15 protein-coding genes, 1 tRNA gene and 1 pseudogene are annotated in these 16,643 nt (G+C 45.9%); 13 read left to right on the top strand and 4 right to left on the bottom strand.

Annotated features, from left to right (window positions below):
* Position 1 precedes the first annotated feature (1 nt).
* From QFZ48_RS04495 to QFZ48_RS04485, 3 genes are all read left to right on the top strand, one after another.
* The gene (locus tag QFZ48_RS04495) at positions 2 to 1,066 is read left to right on the top strand and encodes a M20 family metallo-hydrolase (protein ID WP_429045421.1); all 1,065 of its coding nucleotides are present in this window, start codon (positions 2 to 4) and stop codon (positions 1,064 to 1,066) included.
* A gap of 78 nt (positions 1,067 to 1,144) precedes the next feature.
* Entirely contained in the window at positions 1,145 to 1,771 is a 627-nt protein-coding gene (locus QFZ48_RS04490; RefSeq protein WP_429061300.1) for a lyase family protein, read from the top strand.
* Positions 1,725 to 2,480: a lyase family protein gene (locus tag QFZ48_RS04485; RefSeq protein ID WP_429061298.1), complete on the top strand. Its 756-nt coding sequence runs from the start codon at positions 1,725 to 1,727 to the stop codon at positions 2,478 to 2,480. Before QFZ48_RS04490 ends, QFZ48_RS04485 begins: the two co-directional genes overlap by 47 nt.
* A gap of 221 nt (positions 2,481 to 2,701) precedes the next feature.
* Here QFZ48_RS04485 and QFZ48_RS04480 read toward each other — a convergent pair whose 3' ends face one another.
* Positions 2,702 to 5,077, bottom strand: coding sequence for a TonB-dependent receptor (locus QFZ48_RS04480; protein ID WP_429045425.1), 2,376 nt, complete (start codon positions 5,075 to 5,077; stop codon positions 2,702 to 2,704).
* 238 nt (positions 5,078 to 5,315) lie between these two features.
* On the opposite strand from QFZ48_RS04480, the gene QFZ48_RS04475 reads away from it, so the two are divergent.
* The 6 genes from QFZ48_RS04475 (at position 5,316) to QFZ48_RS04450 (ending at position 8,572) form a co-directional block, all read left to right on the top strand.
* The gene (locus tag QFZ48_RS04475) at positions 5,316 to 5,723 is read left to right on the top strand and encodes a single-stranded DNA-binding protein (RefSeq protein WP_370909726.1); all 408 of its coding nucleotides are present in this window, start codon (positions 5,316 to 5,318) and stop codon (positions 5,721 to 5,723) included.
* 111 nt (positions 5,724 to 5,834) lie between these two features.
* Positions 5,835 to 5,906: transfer RNA gene (locus QFZ48_RS04470), tRNA-Met, on the top strand.
* 114 nt (positions 5,907 to 6,020) lie between these two features.
* Positions 6,021 to 6,281, top strand: coding sequence for a GTPase (locus tag QFZ48_RS04465; protein WP_429061296.1), 261 nt, complete (start codon positions 6,021 to 6,023; stop codon positions 6,279 to 6,281).
* An 11-nt stretch (positions 6,282 to 6,292) separates the two neighbouring features.
* On the top strand, positions 6,293 to 6,892 hold the full coding sequence (era, locus tag QFZ48_RS04460) for a GTPase Era (RefSeq protein WP_429061294.1): 600 nt from the start codon (positions 6,293 to 6,295) through the stop codon (positions 6,890 to 6,892).
* A gap of 58 nt (positions 6,893 to 6,950) precedes the next feature.
* Positions 6,951 to 8,264 carry a ribosome biogenesis GTPase Der gene (gene der / locus QFZ48_RS04455; protein WP_429045428.1) on the top strand — a complete coding sequence of 438 codons (1,314 nt, stop codon included), beginning with the start codon at positions 6,951 to 6,953 and terminating at the stop codon, positions 8,262 to 8,264.
* An 89-nt stretch (positions 8,265 to 8,353) separates the two neighbouring features.
* Positions 8,354 to 8,572 (top strand): hypothetical protein, encoded by a 219-nt coding sequence (locus QFZ48_RS04450; protein ID WP_370909728.1) that lies wholly within the window; start codon positions 8,354 to 8,356, stop codon positions 8,570 to 8,572.
* A gap of 309 nt (positions 8,573 to 8,881) precedes the next feature.
* On the opposite strand, the gene QFZ48_RS04445 is transcribed toward QFZ48_RS04450, so the two are convergent.
* Together QFZ48_RS04445 and topA are read right to left on the bottom strand one after the other, a co-directional pair.
* Positions 8,882 to 9,754 (bottom strand): transglutaminase-like domain-containing protein, encoded by an 873-nt coding sequence (locus QFZ48_RS04445; RefSeq protein ID WP_370909729.1) that lies wholly within the window; start codon positions 9,752 to 9,754, stop codon positions 8,882 to 8,884.
* A 127-nt stretch (positions 9,755 to 9,881) separates the two neighbouring features.
* Positions 9,882 to 12,230 (bottom strand): type I DNA topoisomerase, encoded by a 2,349-nt coding sequence (topA, locus tag QFZ48_RS04440; protein ID WP_370909730.1) that lies wholly within the window; start codon positions 12,228 to 12,230, stop codon positions 9,882 to 9,884.
* Positions 12,231 to 12,454: 224 nt separating this feature from the next.
* On the opposite strand from topA, the gene QFZ48_RS04435 reads away from it, so the two are divergent.
* The 4 genes and pseudogenes from QFZ48_RS04435 to QFZ48_RS04420 all read left to right on the top strand — a co-directional run bounded on the left by QFZ48_RS04435 (position 12,455) and on the right by QFZ48_RS04420 (position 15,311).
* On the top strand, positions 12,455 to 13,219 hold the full coding sequence (locus QFZ48_RS04435; protein WP_429061292.1) for a Rossmann-like and DUF2520 domain-containing protein: 765 nt from the start codon (positions 12,455 to 12,457) through the stop codon (positions 13,217 to 13,219).
* Between the two features lie 43 nt (positions 13,220 to 13,262).
* Positions 13,263 to 13,784 carry a KdsC family phosphatase gene (locus QFZ48_RS04430; RefSeq protein ID WP_370909732.1) on the top strand — a complete coding sequence of 174 codons (522 nt, stop codon included), beginning with the start codon at positions 13,263 to 13,265 and terminating at the stop codon, positions 13,782 to 13,784.
* A 10-nt stretch (positions 13,785 to 13,794) separates the two neighbouring features.
* Positions 13,795 to 14,739: pseudogene (locus QFZ48_RS04425) on the top strand (geranylgeranylglycerol-phosphate geranylgeranyltransferase); the annotation flags it as partial.
* Between the two features lie 2 nt (positions 14,740 to 14,741).
* Entirely contained in the window at positions 14,742 to 15,311 is a 570-nt protein-coding gene (locus QFZ48_RS04420; protein ID WP_370909733.1) for a Maf family protein, read from the top strand.
* Positions 15,312 to 15,373: 62 nt separating this feature from the next.
* On the opposite strand, the gene QFZ48_RS04415 is transcribed toward QFZ48_RS04420, so the two are convergent.
* The gene (locus QFZ48_RS04415; RefSeq protein WP_429045436.1) at positions 15,374 to 16,555 is read right to left on the bottom strand and encodes a homoserine dehydrogenase; all 1,182 of its coding nucleotides are present in this window, start codon (positions 16,553 to 16,555) and stop codon (positions 15,374 to 15,376) included.
* Positions 16,556 to 16,643 lie beyond the last annotated feature (88 nt).

The following is a 16,643-nucleotide window of genomic DNA, read 5'->3' as shown; positions in this document are numbered from 1 at the left end:
TATGTGGAACGAAAAACTATATGATGTGGCGGTGGCCCTGCTCAAACAGATGATCGCCACCCCTTCATTAAGCCGCGAAGAAGACGGCACCGCGCAACTGATCAGTGAATTCCTGACGGCAATGGATATTCCGCATGAGCGGCATCTCAATAATATCTGGGCCCTCAATAAACACTACGATCCCTCCAAACGTAATATACTCCTGAACTCCCATCATGATACCGTAAAACCTAATCCGCAATATACCCGCGATCCTTTTAGTCCGGATGTGGAAGACGGAAAGCTCTACGGACTCGGTAGTAATGATGCCGGCGGTTGCCTGGTGAGCCTGATCGCAACGTTCCTGCATTTTTATCATCGTAGTGACCTGGGCTATAACATCATCCTCACGGCTACCGCAGAAGAAGAAATCAGCGGCCCCAACGGGATAGAAAGTATCTTGCCAAAACTGCCCGCTATCGAGTTTGCTATTGTGGGAGAACCTACTTTAACACAACTGGCCATCGCGGAAAAAGGCCTGATGGTACTGGATTGTACCAGCTATGGCAAAGCAGGACACGCTGCAAGGGAGGAAGGTGAGAATGCGCTGTATAAAGCATTGCCTGATCTTAACTGGTTCAAAGATTTCCGGTTCCCGAAAGTATCGGAAACACTGGGCCCGGTGAAGATGAGCGCTACAGTGATCAACACTTCCAATAAAGCACATAACGTAGTACCGGCCGACTGCTCCTTTGTAGTGGATGTACGGGCTAACGATCAATATACACTCGAGGAGCTGCTGGAAATCATCCGGGCCAATGTATCCTGCGAAGTAAAGCCACGGTCCATGAGAATGCGGCCTTCCTTTATTCCAATGGATCATCCGTTTGTACAGGCAGGCATAAGCGTGGGCAAAACCTGCTATGGATCGCCTACTACCTCTGACCAGGCGCTGATCCCGGCTACCTCTGTGAAAATGGGTCCCGGCGATTCCGCCCGTTCACACACCGCAGATGAATATATTCACCTGCATGAAATCAAAGAGGGTATACAGAGTTATATCCAGTTACTTGAAATGATCCAGTAGTATGGAAGGGCAGCGTATCTTTGGTAAATATGATTTTTAATTTCATGCTCCAACACAGCGTGGAAAAACTATAGTATTATGAAATTGTGGCAAAAAGATAAAGCCTCCTTAGCGGCAGTGGAAACATTCACCGTAGGAAAAGACCGTGAGATGGACGCCTTCCTGGCGCCGTTTGATGTGCTGGGTTCTATGGCGCATATCACCATGCTGCAAAGTATAGGATTGCTGGAAGCAGAAGAACTCACTATATTAAAACAAGAACTCAAAAACATCTACCAGGAAATTCAGTCCGGTGATTTTAAACTGGAAGAAGGAGTGGAAGATATCCACTCACAGGTAGAACTGTTGCTGACCCGCCGGTTGGGGGAAGTAGGCAAAAAGATCCACAGCGGCCGTTCCCGCAACGACCAGGTTTTGGTGGATCTGAAGCTGTTCCTGCGTCATGAGCTGCAAACCATGACAGAAGAAGTACTTGCGTTGTTCCACCTGTTACAGCAAAAAAGTGAAGAATACAAAGCACACCTGATACCAGGTTACACCCATCTGCAAATTGCCATGCCCTCTTCTTTCGGATTATGGTTTGGCGCTTATGCGGAAAGCCTGGTAGACGACCTCACCATGTTACAGGGCGCTTATAAAGTAGTGAATAAAAACCCGCTTGGCTCCGCCGCGGGTTACGGATCTTCCCTTCCCCCTCGACCGTGAGCTTACCACTGCCTTGCTGGGTTTTGATTCGCTCAACTACAACGTAGTATACGCACAGATGGGACGCGGTAAAACGGAAAAAATAGTGGCTTTTGCACTGGCCGGCATTGCCGCCACCATTGCTAAAATGGCGATGGATGCCTGTTTGTTCATGAACCAGAACTTCGGCTTCATCAGCTTCCCGGATGAACTCACCACCGGCTCCAGCATCATGCCGCATAAAAAGAACCCGGATGTATGGGAACTGATCCGCTCTCATGGTAATAAGCTCCAGGCATTGCCGAACGAAATTGCTATGATGATCACCAACCTGCCTTCCGGCTATCACCGCGATCTGCAGCTGCTGAAAGAGAATTTATTCCCCGCCTTCCAAACGTTAAAAGACTGTATCCGCATGAGCCGCCTGATGCTGGAAAATGTGCGCATAAAGGAAAACATACTGGACGATGATAAGTACCAGTATCTCTTCAGCGTGGAAGTGGTAAACAACCTGGTGCTGCAAGGTACTCCGTTCCGCGAAGCTTATAAAAAAGTAGGCATGGACATTGAAAACGGCACCTTCTCCCCTGATAAAGAAGTAAAACATACCCACGCAGGCAGCATCGGTAATTTAGGTACACAGCAAATTGCCGCACAAATGGATGCGGTGATAAAAAGTTTTCCTTTTGAATCGGTAGATAAAGCGTTAGAGAAATTACTGAATAGCTGAGCGGATTTTGTCTTTCTCGCTGATTACGCTGATTTTACTGATTACCTTGATTTTACTTTTTGGATTTAAAATGATTGGGGAGATATAAGCGAAAATATCCGCTTATATCTCCCCAATCATTTTAAATCCTTTAAAAATCCAAAAAGTAAAATCAAGGTAATCAGTAAAATCAGCGTAATCAGCGAGAAAGACAAAATCCGCTTTGATCAACCGCTTATGCTTTAGAATCCTATCGTCACTCCGGCAAAGAAATTAATCCCCGCCATCGGGTAATAATAATTGTCGTACACCACACGGTTACTAGCCTGATCATAGCTGCTGTAGGTACTTCCGTTGGGCTCATACTTCACGTTGAAGATATTGTTCAGCATGAATTGCAGCCCAAGTTCACGGAATAACGGTTGCGGCACTACGTAGTTGATACGCAGGTTGTTTACAAAGTAAGCATCCAGGCTGCCGGCTACATTGGAGGTGTTATCCATATACTGACGGCTTACATATTTACCCAGCACATCGATGTTCAGGTTTTTAACCGGTTTCACGGTTAACGTTAACCCACCTACGAAAGAAGGGGAGAAAGAAATATCTGTTTTGTTGAACACCTGGGTATGTGATGCATAGTCGGCGTCGTAAGTAACGGCATGATAGTCCAGTACTTTGTTTTGGCTCAAAGCTGCATTGGCGGCCACACTCACGATACTTCCCAGTTTTACATTTCCATTTACTTCAATACCCATGCGGTAGCTTTTAGGAATGTTGGTACGGATGTATGCACCCACATCATTGAGCATACCGGTTTGCACCAGCTGGTTTTTGTAGTTCATGTAATACACGTTGGCCTGGATGGCAGCGATGTTGTTGTTCCATGAATAGCCGGCTTCCACGTCACGGAGCACTTCCGGTTTGGGTGTTGCTGTACCAAAGTTATTTTCAAAGTCTACGCGGTTGGGCTCTTTGTGTGCAATAGCCACAGAAGCGAATATACGGTTGGTAGGGTTGATGTTATAGGAGATACCTGCTTTCGGATTAAAGAAATTATAGTTCACATGTGCAATGTATGCGGGAGCGGCTTCAAAGCCATCCATGTTGTACATGATGTTGCGGTATTGCATATCTGCGAAAATGCTGAGGGCAGAAGTGAGTTTATATTCTCCTTTCCAGTAGATATTGAAGTCGTTTTTAGCAGCAGGATAATTATAATATTCATGGTCTTTATCGATGCCTGTTTGTGCCCAGATGATTTTGCCGTAGTGGTCGCCGGTATAGCGGTTCCAGCCGCCGCCAAGGCTCCAGTTGAACTTGTCACCGGTGCGGTTTACCGAAAATACCGAGCCATAGAAGTAGTTGTCCAGCCACAGCTGACGGACGAGATCAGTGGTATCAACCTGTTTGCCGTTGATCACTGGTCCTTGCAGGCCGTATTCAGAGAAAGGTTGTTGAGCTTTGTACTGTTCGTAGTAGCCGCGTCCGCGGGTGAGGTGGAAGGCCACGTTGAAGTTGAGATGTGAATTTACTTCCTGGTTCAGGAATAGCTGGTAATGATCCTGTTGGTAGTTATCTGTTTCATTATCGTACGGGGTGCCTGGTTTATCGGTGCCTGCAGAATTGTAGGTGCGGTCTGTTTCCAGGAGTGCCTGTGGTACGCCGTTCCATGCCTGGTATGTTTTTTCTTTTCCGGAGAAGACGTTCAGTCGGATGGCTGTTTTGGCAGAAACGTAGGCGGCGGAAGTATAGAAAGAGCGCAGGTCGGAAGTAGCGCGATCGATATATCCATCTGATGAAATTTTGGAAAGGCGTGCGTCGATGGTGAAGTGATCGTTGATGAGGCCGGAACCTGCTTTCACCGTATGTTTCCAGCTATTGAAAGAACCGTAGCTGTTGCTGATTTCGCCGTATGCTTTTTCATTGAATTCGTTGGTGCTGAGGTTCAGCGTGGCGCCAAAAGCAGCAGCGCCGTTGGTAGAGGTACCTACGCCGCGTTGCAGCTGAATGCTGCTCACAGAGGACGCAAAGTCGGGCATATTCACAAAAAATGTTCCCTGCGATTCCGCATCGTTTACCGGGATACCATTTACCGTAACGTTGATGCGGGTGATATCGGAACCACGCACGCGCATGCCCGTATAGCCGATACCGGTACCTGCGTCTGAGTTAGTAACTACGCCTGGTTGCTGATCCAGCAGTATGGGCAGGTCCTGGCCAAGGTTTTCTTTCTTAAGGTCTGCCGCCGTTAAAGTGGTGTTTACGAAAGGCGAATTTTTACCGGCGCGTAAACTGCTGATCTCTACCGGTTTTACAAACAGTGCTGTTGTTTCCAGCGAAATGTCTGCCAGCTGCGTGGTGTTATTCGCGGTAATGGTAGTGGTAAATGTTTTGAAGCCAATGTAGCTGGCAGTTAAGGGATAACTTCCTTTTTTGGGAAGATGAATACTGTAGTGGCCTCTGCTGTCGGTAACAGCGCCGGTTTGGTTGATGGAGATGGTAACACCCTCCAGTGGCTGGCCGCTGGCTTTACTGGTAACGGTACCGGTAACCAGGGATTGTGCATGTAAAGTGCCTGCTACAGATAGCAGCACTAATAACATTAGCTGTTTCATTTTAAATATCCTGTTTTCTGTTAGTTCATTCCTAACCAGCATTACCTGGTCCAGGTTCATTGGGTGTGATCTCAGCCTGAAAGTAAGGCACCCCATGTATTGTGTTAATGCAAAGGTATACTTGTATCTATAATAAATCAGAAATTATTTTTTGGGAGAAGGAAAAATGCGTAATTTTCGGGGATACTTCTCTCAGTCATCTTTTATAAATTTTTAATCATTTAAATCTTTATTTCTGATGATCAAACTTCAGTTTATCGGGCATCTTGGCCGCGATGTAGTGAAAAAAGAAGTCAACGGCGCCACTGTTTTCAATTTTCCGGTAGCGGTAAATGAGCGTTTTAAAAACGCGCAGGGCATACTGGAAGAAAGAACCACCTGGGTGGATTGCTCGCTCTGGGACAAGGCCAATGTAGCTCCTTATTTAACGCAGGGTGTAATGGTGTATGTAGAAGGCGCTCCAAAACTGGAGGCTTATGTAAGTACAGCTACCGGTGCGTTATGCGGGGCTATCCGGCTCCGGGTGTTTTCACTGCAGTTACTCAGCCGTAAGGACGAGGAAAAGCGGAAAATGCCGGTCGCTGAAATGACCGTACCCGAGGCAGAGCCCGTTCAGGAGCAGCCGGCTGACGATCTTCCATTTTAACAATGTATGAAGCATTCCAATATGAAAGCCAACCAGTTACGGTTGGCTTTTTGTTTTTCTTTTAAAAAAGATTTGGAGCGGATTGAAATATTTGTATCTTTGCACCCTCATTGCGAGGTAGAGCAGAGGTAGCTCGTCGGGCTCATAACCCGAAGGTCAGTGGTTCGAATCCGCTCCTCGCTACAAAATAGGTACGTCAGCGTCCATAAAAAAGATTAAGAGCCGAAGAAATTCGGCTTTTTTTATTTCGGTAAGTTTGAGTTGTGAAAGCAACATCACCAGGTTTTAAATGTCATCATGCATAAGGCAGGTTTTGTAAATATTTTTGGTAAGCCCAATGCGGGAAAAAGCACCTTGCTGAACGCCATCATCGGCGAGAAGCTGGCTATTATTTCCCCCAAAGTGCAAACCACGCGGCACCGTATTACAGGCGTATTAACGGACCCTGCGTATCAGATCGTTTTTTCTGACACGCCGGGCATCATTGATCCCAAATACAAGCTGCATGAGAAAATGATGGGTGCGGTTAAAAATCCGCCCTCGAGGATGCCGATGTAGCTTTGCTGATCATGGATTCGAAAGATTCTATGGAAGAAAACCTGGAATTGTTTGATTCACTGAAATTGAAAGTGCCGATCGTTCTCATCCTTAATAAAATGGATAATATCCTTAAAGAGGATATGGAAGTTCTGGTAGAACGCGCCAAAGCCTGGGGCAAAGCAGCAGCGGTAGTACCGGTGTCTGCAATGCAGAAGAAAGGTATTAAAGAGTTGCTGGCTGAAATTATAAAGCTGTTACCTGACGGCAATCCGTTCTATCCGGATGATACACTAACGGATAAGTCTACACGTTTTTTAGTGGCAGAAATGATCCGTGAAAAAGTATTTCAGTTGTTTGAAGAAGAGATTCCTTATCACACCACGGTAATTGTTACACAATTCCAGGAAAAGGAAACACTGACAAAGATTACCGCTGAAATCATCGTCACCCGCGACACCCAGAAAGGAATTATCCTCGGTGAAAAGGGTAAATCCATCCGCGAGCTGGGAACATTAGCCCGGCAGGAGATAGAGAAATTTATTGAGCGGAAAGTATTCCTGGAACTGTTTGTGAAAGTACGCGGCAAATGGCGCGACAACGACACTTTCCTGAAGGAATACGGATATTAATCATTGCAAAATTCCTGGATGTATTATCCAGGTTAGTACGACAAAATATAATAAAAAAATGGCAGGATTTACAGCAGCTATAGTGGGTCGCCCCAACGTAGGCAAGTCAACGTTGTTCAATCGTTTACTGGAACAACGGAAGGCCATCGTGGATGACCAAAGCGGTGTAACCCGCGATCGTCAATACGGTATTGCCGACTGGAACGGCAAAACCTTCAACGTAATCGATACTGGCGGATTTGTAACCAACAGTGATGATGTATTTGAGCGGGAGATTCGCAAGCAGGCAAAAGTGGCTATGGAAGAGGCCAATGTAATCATCTTCATGTGTGATGTAACCACCGGTATTACCGACCTGGATGCAGACGTGGCAAACATTCTGCGTCGCACCTCCAAACCGGTTTTCCTCGTAGTAAATAAAGTAGATAACAGTCAGCGTCAGCTGGAAGCCACTGAATTCTACAGTATGGGCTTCGAACATATCCACTTCCTTTCGTCCATGACCGGTAGCGGTACCGGCGAATTGCTGGATGATGTGGTAAGCTTTATTACCCCGGAAATGGAAGACGCCAGACTGGACACAGATATTCCTAAAATAGCGATCATTGGTCAGCCTAACGTAGGGAAATCATCCCTGCTGAATGCATTGGTAGGCGTAGAGCGTAATATCGTTTCCGAAATTGCCGGTACTACCCGCGATACCATTCACACCCGCTATAATATGTTCCAGAAAGATTTCATGCTGATAGATACCGCTGGTATCCGTCGTAAAACAAAAGTGCATGAAGACCTGGAATTTTATTCCGTGATCCGCGCCATCAAGGCGGTAGATGAATCTGATGTAGTGATGCTGCTGCTGGATGCCGAAAAAGGTATCACTGCACAGGATCTCAGCATTTTTAGTCTCGCTGCCCGTAAAGGTAAAGGCGTAGTGGTGCTGGTGAACAAATGGGACCTCGTGGAAAAAGGTACCAACACCGCCAGGGATTATGAAAAAACACTGAAAGAGCGACTGGCGCCATTCTCCGATGTGCCCATCATCTTCACTTCCGTAACTGAAAAGCAACGTATTTTCAAGGCGATTGAAACAGCCCTGGACGTATACGAAAACCGTAAACGCCGGATCCAGACTTCCGTGTTAAACGATGTACTGCTGAAAGCTATTGAAGCGTATCATCCACCGGTGGTAAGAGGTATTCCTATCCGTATCAAGTACGTAACGCAGATCCCTACGCATACACCTGCATTTGCGTTTTTCTGTAATCTCCCGGATGATGTGAAAACACCATATCGTAACTACCTGGAGAACCAGATCCGCACGAAATTCAACTTTACAGGCGTTCCATTGAAGATCTTCTTCAGAAAAAAATAAATACTTACCGAAAAAGCAGGCAGCAGATTTTGTATTTTATAAATTTTGCATACCTTTGCGGCGGTTTTAAAAATAAAACAACCTAAAAAATGAAAAAATTATTCGTATTCGCTGTTGCCGCTGGCATGTTCTTCGTTGCTTGTAACGGTGGTAGCACTCCTGCTGCTGATTCTGCTGCAACTGCACCAGTAGACACTATGAACGCTGCTCCAGTAGCAACTGCTCCAGTTGATTCTGCTGCTCACGTTGATTCTGCTGCTGTAACTGCTCCAGTTGATTCTGCTGCTGCTGCAACTCCAGCTAAGTAAGAGATTATTATAACAATAATATCTTTTCTTGCAAGAAATTAAGAAGCCCGTCGCTTGTGCGGTGGGCTTTTTCGTGTGTGCGCCTTCGCGCCTTCGGCGCTGCGGAAATTGTCTTGGCTCAGGATTACGCTGATTATACTGATTTTTTTGATTTTTACTTTTTTGATTAATAATAACTAAGGGAGATAAGAGCGAATATTCGCTTCTATCTCCCTTAATCCTTTATAAAATCAAAATGTAAATCAAACAAATCAGTATAATCAGCGTAATCCTGAGCCAAGACAATTTCCGCAGCGCCGAAGGCGCGCGCTAATCCTCGAGTATACTCGCCAGGTTGATCAGTTCATCCTGTTTGTAGGCGTCTTTGTCGTCGCGGAAGCATTTGGATAATTCTTCCAGTAAGAATTGTATAATGCGTTTGTTGGATTGTGGTTTGAAGTAAGAAGGCACCGGTGGCACAGAAACCCTTTTCAGATAAGTGTCTACATCCTGCTGGGTATATATCTGGCCCTGTATGGGATCTATAAAGAACAGGATCCGGTGGTCATCAGGTTCTATCGGGGTGGAAAAATCGATGTAGCTGTCGAAATACGCCAGGATAAACTGCCGGGGAATATTCACTGCATACACCGGTAAATCCAGCATTGTGCACAGGCTCTGGTAAATGATTCCATTGGTAACAGGGTTACCTTTTTTGGATTCTACTACCTGGTTAATAAAAAACTGATTTTTACGCTGGTAAGAAACTTCTTCTCCTTTAAGGCCAAAGTAGTTATAGATCATGCTGTTCAGCACATTGATCTGTTCCAGCGGTGTAAGATAATTATTGAGTTCCAGCCATATATTACGTTTGATCCGGTCTATTTCCGCAATGATCTGCGCATCCATGAGATCGGGAAACTGGTACCGGGCCGCCAGTATGGCGCCCTGCATCAGGTCCTGTCTTTCTGAAAGCCCCCATACACGCAACGCCGCCTGCAAATCCTGGTAATGTACCCGGTGAATGAGCAGTTCTATCCTTTCCTGAATAGCCTCGTCAATTGTATTCTCCCACAAATTCTCCAGGTTCGGAATGATATCTTTACCGTACAGTAATATTTTACTGGCAACCGTATCAAATACCTCCAGATCCGGATCATCCAACAGGTGGAACAAAGCGTTTATTTCTCTGTTTTCGTTCATACCATTATTATGATCATGTGGTAATCATTAAATAATGTGATCCTGTCGGCAAATTAAATAATAAGCATACCATTCACACTGCAGTTATTATCATTGCCCCATTTTTCAGCATATTCTTACCACAGCGTTAAGCTTTTTTCTTTCTGGGAGGCGCCTTTTTCTTAGGTGGATTTGCTTTAACGTCTTCAATGATCGCTTTGGCATCTTCCACTGTCAAATCAGCTGCGTTATCTATTTTCTCCTTCGGTATCTTATAGTTCTTCAGGCCTTGCTTAATATAAGGACCATATGGGCCCTTCAGGATCTGAATTTTCTCCTTTTCAAATATCTTGATAGTCCGTTCGTCTTTGGCGGTGCGTTTCTCCGCAATCAGCGGCGCTACTTCATCCAGTTCCACTGTATAAGGGTCCATTTCCTTTTTCAGGGAATAAAACTTCTTATCGTGCTGTGCATAAGGACCAAAACGGCCAATATTTACAATAACCTCGGAGTCCTCGAACTGACCCAGGTTACGCGGCAATTTAAACAATTCCATGGCTTCATCCATGGTGATGGTTTCAATGCTCTGGGTAGATTTCAATTTGGCAAAGCGCGGCTTTTCCTCATCTTCCACACTGCCTATCTGGATCATCGGGCCATAACGGCCCATGCGGGCTACAATGGGTTTACCGGTAGCGGCATCGGTGCCCAGCGGACGTTCTCCTTTTACACGCTCTGCATTTTCCAGGGTGTTTTCCACATCTTTGTGGAAAGGAGAATAAAATTCGCTGATCATCGTGTTCCATACCTTCTTACCGCTGGCAATTTCATCAAACTCCCCTTCAATCTTGGCGGTAAAACCGTAGTCCATTACATTATTAAAATACTGGTTCAGGAAGTCGGTCACAATCATTCCCAGATCGGTCGGGAATAATTTTGATTTTTCTGCACCGGTATTTTCCGCATCGGTTTGTTTAGTGATCTTATCGTCCTTGAGGCTCAGGATACGGAAATCTCTTTTTATTCCTTCTTTATCCCTTTTTTCTACATAGTTACGCTTCTGGATAGTGGTAATGGTAGGTGCATAGGTAGACGGACGGCCAATGCCCAGTTCTTCCAGTTTCTTTACCAGGCTGGCTTCCGTATAACGGGGAGCCGGGCGGGAGAATCTTTCAGTGGCTTTCATCTCTTTCAGATCCAGCGACTGTTTTACTGCCAGTGGCGGTAAAGAGCCTTCCTGTTCTTCTTCTGTTTCATCCTCATCGTCATGGCTCTCCATATATACTTTCAGGAAGCCGTCGAATTTCAATACTTCCCCGCTGGCACTCAGCTCTTCGTGGTTGGTAGAGATATCGATCTTGGCGGTGGTTTTTTCCAGTTCCGCATCTGCCATCTGGCTGGCGATAGTACGTTTCCAGATCAGTTCGTACAGTTTGCGGGTATCGCTGTCATCTACCGTGGTGTTTTCCATGTAGGTAGGACGGATGGCCTCATGCGCTTCCTGTGCGGACTCATTCTTATTTTTAAATTTCCGGTGCTGATGGTATTTATCACCGAAACTGGTTTTGATCGCTTTTTCAATTTCACCGATAGCGGTATCCGACAGGTTTACGGAGTCGGTACGCATATAGGTGATATTACCGCTTTCATACAGCTTCTGGGCCAGCAACATGGTTTTGGAAACGCTGTAGCCTAATTTGCGGCTGGCTTCCTGTTGCAGGGTAGAAGTGGTAAAAGGCGCTGCGGGTGATTTCTTACCTGGTTTAACCTGTATGTCTTTTACGGTATAGGCCGCTCCAACACATTGTTCCAGGAATTTCTCCGCATCTTCCGCGGTTTTGAACTTACCGGGACCATCTGCCTTGAAGGAAATGTTCTTACCATTAATATCCTTGCCGGTGAAATAAGCTTCCACTTTAAAGGTGCTCACCGAATTAAAGGTATTGATCTCTCTTTCCCTTTCTACAATCAGCCGTACCGCTACGGATTGCACGCGTCCGGCCGACAGGGAGTTGCGCATGCTCATTTTGCGCCACAGTACCGGGGAAATTTCAAAACCTACGATGCGATCCAGGATACGGCGGGCCTGCTGTGCATTTACACGGTCCATATCCAGGTGACGCGGATGTTGTACCGCAGCCTCAATAGCAGGCTTGGTGATTTCATGGAAAACGATACGTTTGGTCGTCTTTGGGTCCAGGTTCAACACCTCACACAGATGCCAGGAAATGGCCTCCCCCTCACGGTCCTCATCCGTTGCCAGCCATACCTCATCGGTATCCTTCGCCATCTTCTTCAGCTCTTTCACCACCTTTTCCTTATCTTCCGGGATCACATACTTAGGCTTGAAGTTATTTTCAATGTCTATCCCCATGTCATCCTTCTCCAGGTCACGTATGTGACCGAAGCAGGATCTGACTTCGAAGTCTTTGCCCAATATTTTTTCTATGGTCTTGGCTTTCGCCGGGGACTCAACTATAACTAAATTTTTTGCCATGTATGCTTCTTTATTGTGCTGCTAAATACGCAAATTCTATAAAATAATTACTGCAATGAATTCCGCAATAATATAAAAGTACCATCAAATTAAAAAATAAGGCACTCTTAAACGTTAAAATACGTTGTAATGTAATGAAAAAAACGGGGACCCGCTAAAACCCGTATATTAGAAAGCACGAATCAGACGGATACCGGCGGTTTGTTATTTTAAAATTAATTATAATGGATGTAGTTATCGTTGGCACTGGCAATGTTGCGCATTGTTTCGGACACCTCTTAAAAATTCATGGGCACCAGGTAAAACAGGTGGTGAGCCGGAACAAGGAACACGCCAGGGAACTGGGAGAGATGCTCCACGCAGATTATACAGACGATCTGCAGGATATAAATATGGACGCAGACGTATACCTGCTCGCGGTAAGTGATGCAGCCATCCCCGAACTGAACGACCAGCTCCGCTTAGGGAAGCGTATGGTGGCGCATACCGCAGGGGCTGTACCCCTGGCGGCGATCTCCCGGATATCGTCTAATACGGGGGTTGTATACCCGTTACAATCGATCCGCAAGGAAGTGAAGAGCTATCCGCCCATCCCGGTGATGCTGGAAGCCAGCAACGACGAGGTGCTCCGGCGACTGCAATCGCTCGCCCAGAGTATTTCCGGCAGCGTTACCATTACTTCCTCGGAACAACGGCTGAAATATCACCTCACGGCGGTATTATGTAATAATTTTACCAATCACCTGATCGCACAGGCAAAAGCCTATTGTGAAAAAGAACAGCTGGACTTTAACCTGTTACAACCTATTATAAAGGAGACTTTCGACCGGCTGGAGAAGTTTGCACCAGAGTCGGTACAAACCGGTCCGGCGCTGCGCCAGGACGAAACCACCATGAGCCTCCACCGCGAATTGCTGGCCGGTGACCCCTATCTGCAATTGGTTTACCAGGTGATGTCTGACGCCATTTACCAGTTCCATAATAAATAGAGAATAAGCGATTCTTAATGCGTAATTGGCTATTTTTGGCCCCATGAACGTATTGGCTTTATTTAAATCTATCACCACCTTTGTGCTGGACGTGGATGGTGTACTCACCGATGGCACCCTGCAATTGCTGCCGGGAGGTGAAATGTCCCGCAGGATGAACATCAAGGATGGTTATGCTTTACAGCTGGCGGTAAAAAAAGGTTATCGTGTGGTGATTATCTCCGGGGGAAAATCAGAAAGTGTGGTGAGCAGGTTACAGGGACTGGGTATAAAAGATATCTTCACCGGCATACACGATAAGCAGGAGAAGCTGCAGGATTATGTTTTTGAAAATGATCTTCGCTGGGAAGAGATATTATATATGGGAGATGATATCCCGGATTATCTGCCTATGCAACTGGTGGCTTTGCCCACCTGCCCCGCAGATGCGGCAGCCGAAATAAAAAGTATTTCCAGGTATGTGTCCCCATTGCCCGGAGGCCACGGTTGCGTGAGGGAAGTCATGGAAAAAGTATTGAAACTGAATGGACATTGGTTAATGGATGAAGGAATAGCATCGAAATAATAAAAGAAAAACTATGAAGCTCTGGGCTGCATTTTTTAAACTGATCAGGTACCCAAACCTGATATATATTGGCCTAACCCAGTTTTTACTGCAATATTGCGTAGTAGAGCCGGTTTTACGCAGCTCCGGCGAAGAGCCGTCACTGCCGGTTCCCCAATTTATTTTATTAAGCCTGTCTACTATATTGGTAGCAGCTGCGGGTTATATTATCAACGACTATTTTGATATTAACATAGACATTGTCAACAAGCCCGATAAAATGGTGCTGGACAAAATTATCAGCCGCCGCTGGGCCATGGCCTGGCACACCATGCTTAACCTGGCCGGCGTGTCGCTGGGTTTCCTGGTAGCCTGGAAAACAGAGCAGTTTTACCTCGGCTTCACCCAGGTAATCTGTTCCCTGCTGCTCTGGTTTTACTCCACTTCTTTTAAAAGACAGGTACTCATCGGGAATGTGGTCATTTCATTACTAACTGCCCTGGCAGTAGTGGTGGTAGGATTTTACGAAAAACAGATCTATCATAGCTTTGAAGCCATCTTGTCGCCCACCGGCCGGAAGCTGATCCAGATCATCGGGGTGTATGCGTTATTTGCATTCCTCATTTCTATGGTCAGGGAAATTGTGAAGGACCTGGAAGATATGATGGGCGACAGCAAAGACGGGTGCCGCACCCTGCCCATTGCCTGGGGAGTGCTGGCTGCCAAACGCTTTTGCAATGCGCTGTTGCTGGCACTGATCATCATTATTCTCCTGGTGGAAATCCGGGTGTGGATACTTGGCTGGTATATTGCCATCGGCTATCTGTTCCTGTTTGTACAGGTGCCCTGTGCTTATATCTACCTGAGGTTAAAAAAGGCAAGCCTGCCGGAACATTATCACAAGGTGAGTTCCCTGGTGAAAGTAATTATGCTCACCGGTATTTTATCAATGATATTTTTTAAACTTTATTTATAGAGATGTATAACCGCGCGCCCGTTATCCTGGCTTCCCAGTCGCCACGCAGAAAGCAGCTGCTGGAGCAGGCCGGAATCCCTTTCCAGGTGAAGGTGGTAGAAACCGCAGAAACTTTTCCTCCCGGGCTGGCCATACCCGATATCCCGGTTCATATTGCCCGGCAGAAAGCGGCCGCTGTGCAGCACCTGTGTGAGGCCAGCGATATCATTATCGCTGCAGATACAGTGGTGGTGCTGGATAACAACATTATCGGCAAGCCAAAGGACCGTGAAGATGCCATTGATATTTTGTCGCGCCTCAGCGGGCGTGAACATCGTGTAGTCACCGGCGTTATTATTCAACAGGGAGAAAAAGAAGTCGCTTTTTCCAAAACAACGGCCGTGCATTTCAAGCCGTTAACCACCGGGCAGATCACTTATTATGTGGATAAGTATAAACCTTTTGATAAAGCCGGGGCTTATGCGATCCAGGAATGGATCGGCGCTGTGGGCATAGACAGTATAAACGGTTGCTTCTATAATGTAATGGGGCTACCGGTGAGCAGGGTAGTGGAAGAACTGGAAAATTTTTAAACAAGAGGAACGGCGCAGTTCCCTGCGCCGTTTTCATGATTGGTTTTTGCTTATTACTATCTTTATTCCAATACGAGAATATTCACATCTTTATTTTTCAGCCAGCCGGCTTCTCTCAGTTTCTGTAAGTTAATAGTACCTACCACATAGCGCCATTCAGTAGATTCATATTTCTCAGAGATATTGAAGAACTCTGCCAGGTCCACCTGGTCCGGTGTTTTGTAGCGCAGGTATACTTTCAGGTTTACGTCGTTGGTAAAGTTGGGCTGATTGTTTTGTTTGATCTTTTTGTATTCGTAGCGGTAGTTGTATAACAGGGCAGAGATATCGGATAATACCGCGCTGCCGGTAGCCGTACCGCCTGCGCCTTTGCCTACAAAAAATTGTTTATCGGTGAATGCGCTTTCCAGCAGGATACCATTGTATTCGTTATACACATCATAAAGCAGGTTGTGTTCCCTGATCAGGTGTGGCAGCACATACGCAAATACGTGACCGTTCTGGCGGCGGCATTGCGCAATCAGTTTGATGGTACAATTTCTTTGTTTGGCAAATTGTATATCAAAATCATTGAGGTGATGGATACCGAAATTGAACACTTCTTCCGGTTTCACAAAGGTGCCGAATGCGTGCAGCAGCAGGATCACTATTTTAAATTTCGGATCATATCCTTCGATATCAAGTGTAGGATCTGTTTCCGCGAAACCCAGGTCCTGTGCCTGTTGCAAGGCAGTGGCAAAGCTGAGGTTCTCTTCAAATATTTTGGTAAGAATATAATTCGTAGATCCGTTACAGATACCTTCTACAGCATTGAGCAGGTCGTTATCATAATATTCTTCCAGGTTGCGGATAATGGGAATACTCGCACAGCTGGACGCTTCATACAGGAATGGCACTTTGTTTTCTGCCTGCAGCTGGTATAGTGCGGGCAGGTTTTCAGCGATCATACGTTTGCTGGCGCTTACTACGGCTTTGCCGTTGCGGAGTGCTTTGCTTACTATTTCGAAGGCTGCTTCGGTGTCGTTGATCAGTTCCACTACTACGTCAATGGTAGGATCTTCGAGGATGTCGTTTTTATCTGTCGTAAAGTAGCTGCTATCGATAGGTCTTGATTTATTGGGGTCTTTAATACAGATTTTTTTGATCCGTGCATTAATACCTTTTGTTCTGTTCAAAACTTCATAGAGTCCTTGTCCTACGACGCCAAATCCGAAAATGCCTAAATTGATGATCTTGTTTTCCATACTTTTTTTTGAGCTTTCCGCCGTAGGGGTCAGTCTTTCGCTGTACAGAGATGATCAGGTTCTGAACATTGAAAGTGGTGTGCTAACC

Source organism: Chitinophaga sp. W2I13, from assembly GCF_050434005.1.
In the GTDB taxonomy this organism is placed as follows: domain Bacteria; phylum Bacteroidota; class Bacteroidia; order Chitinophagales; family Chitinophagaceae; genus Chitinophaga.
Note: the sequence above shows the minus strand (reverse complement) of the source record. Positions and strands in the feature narration are given on the sequence as shown.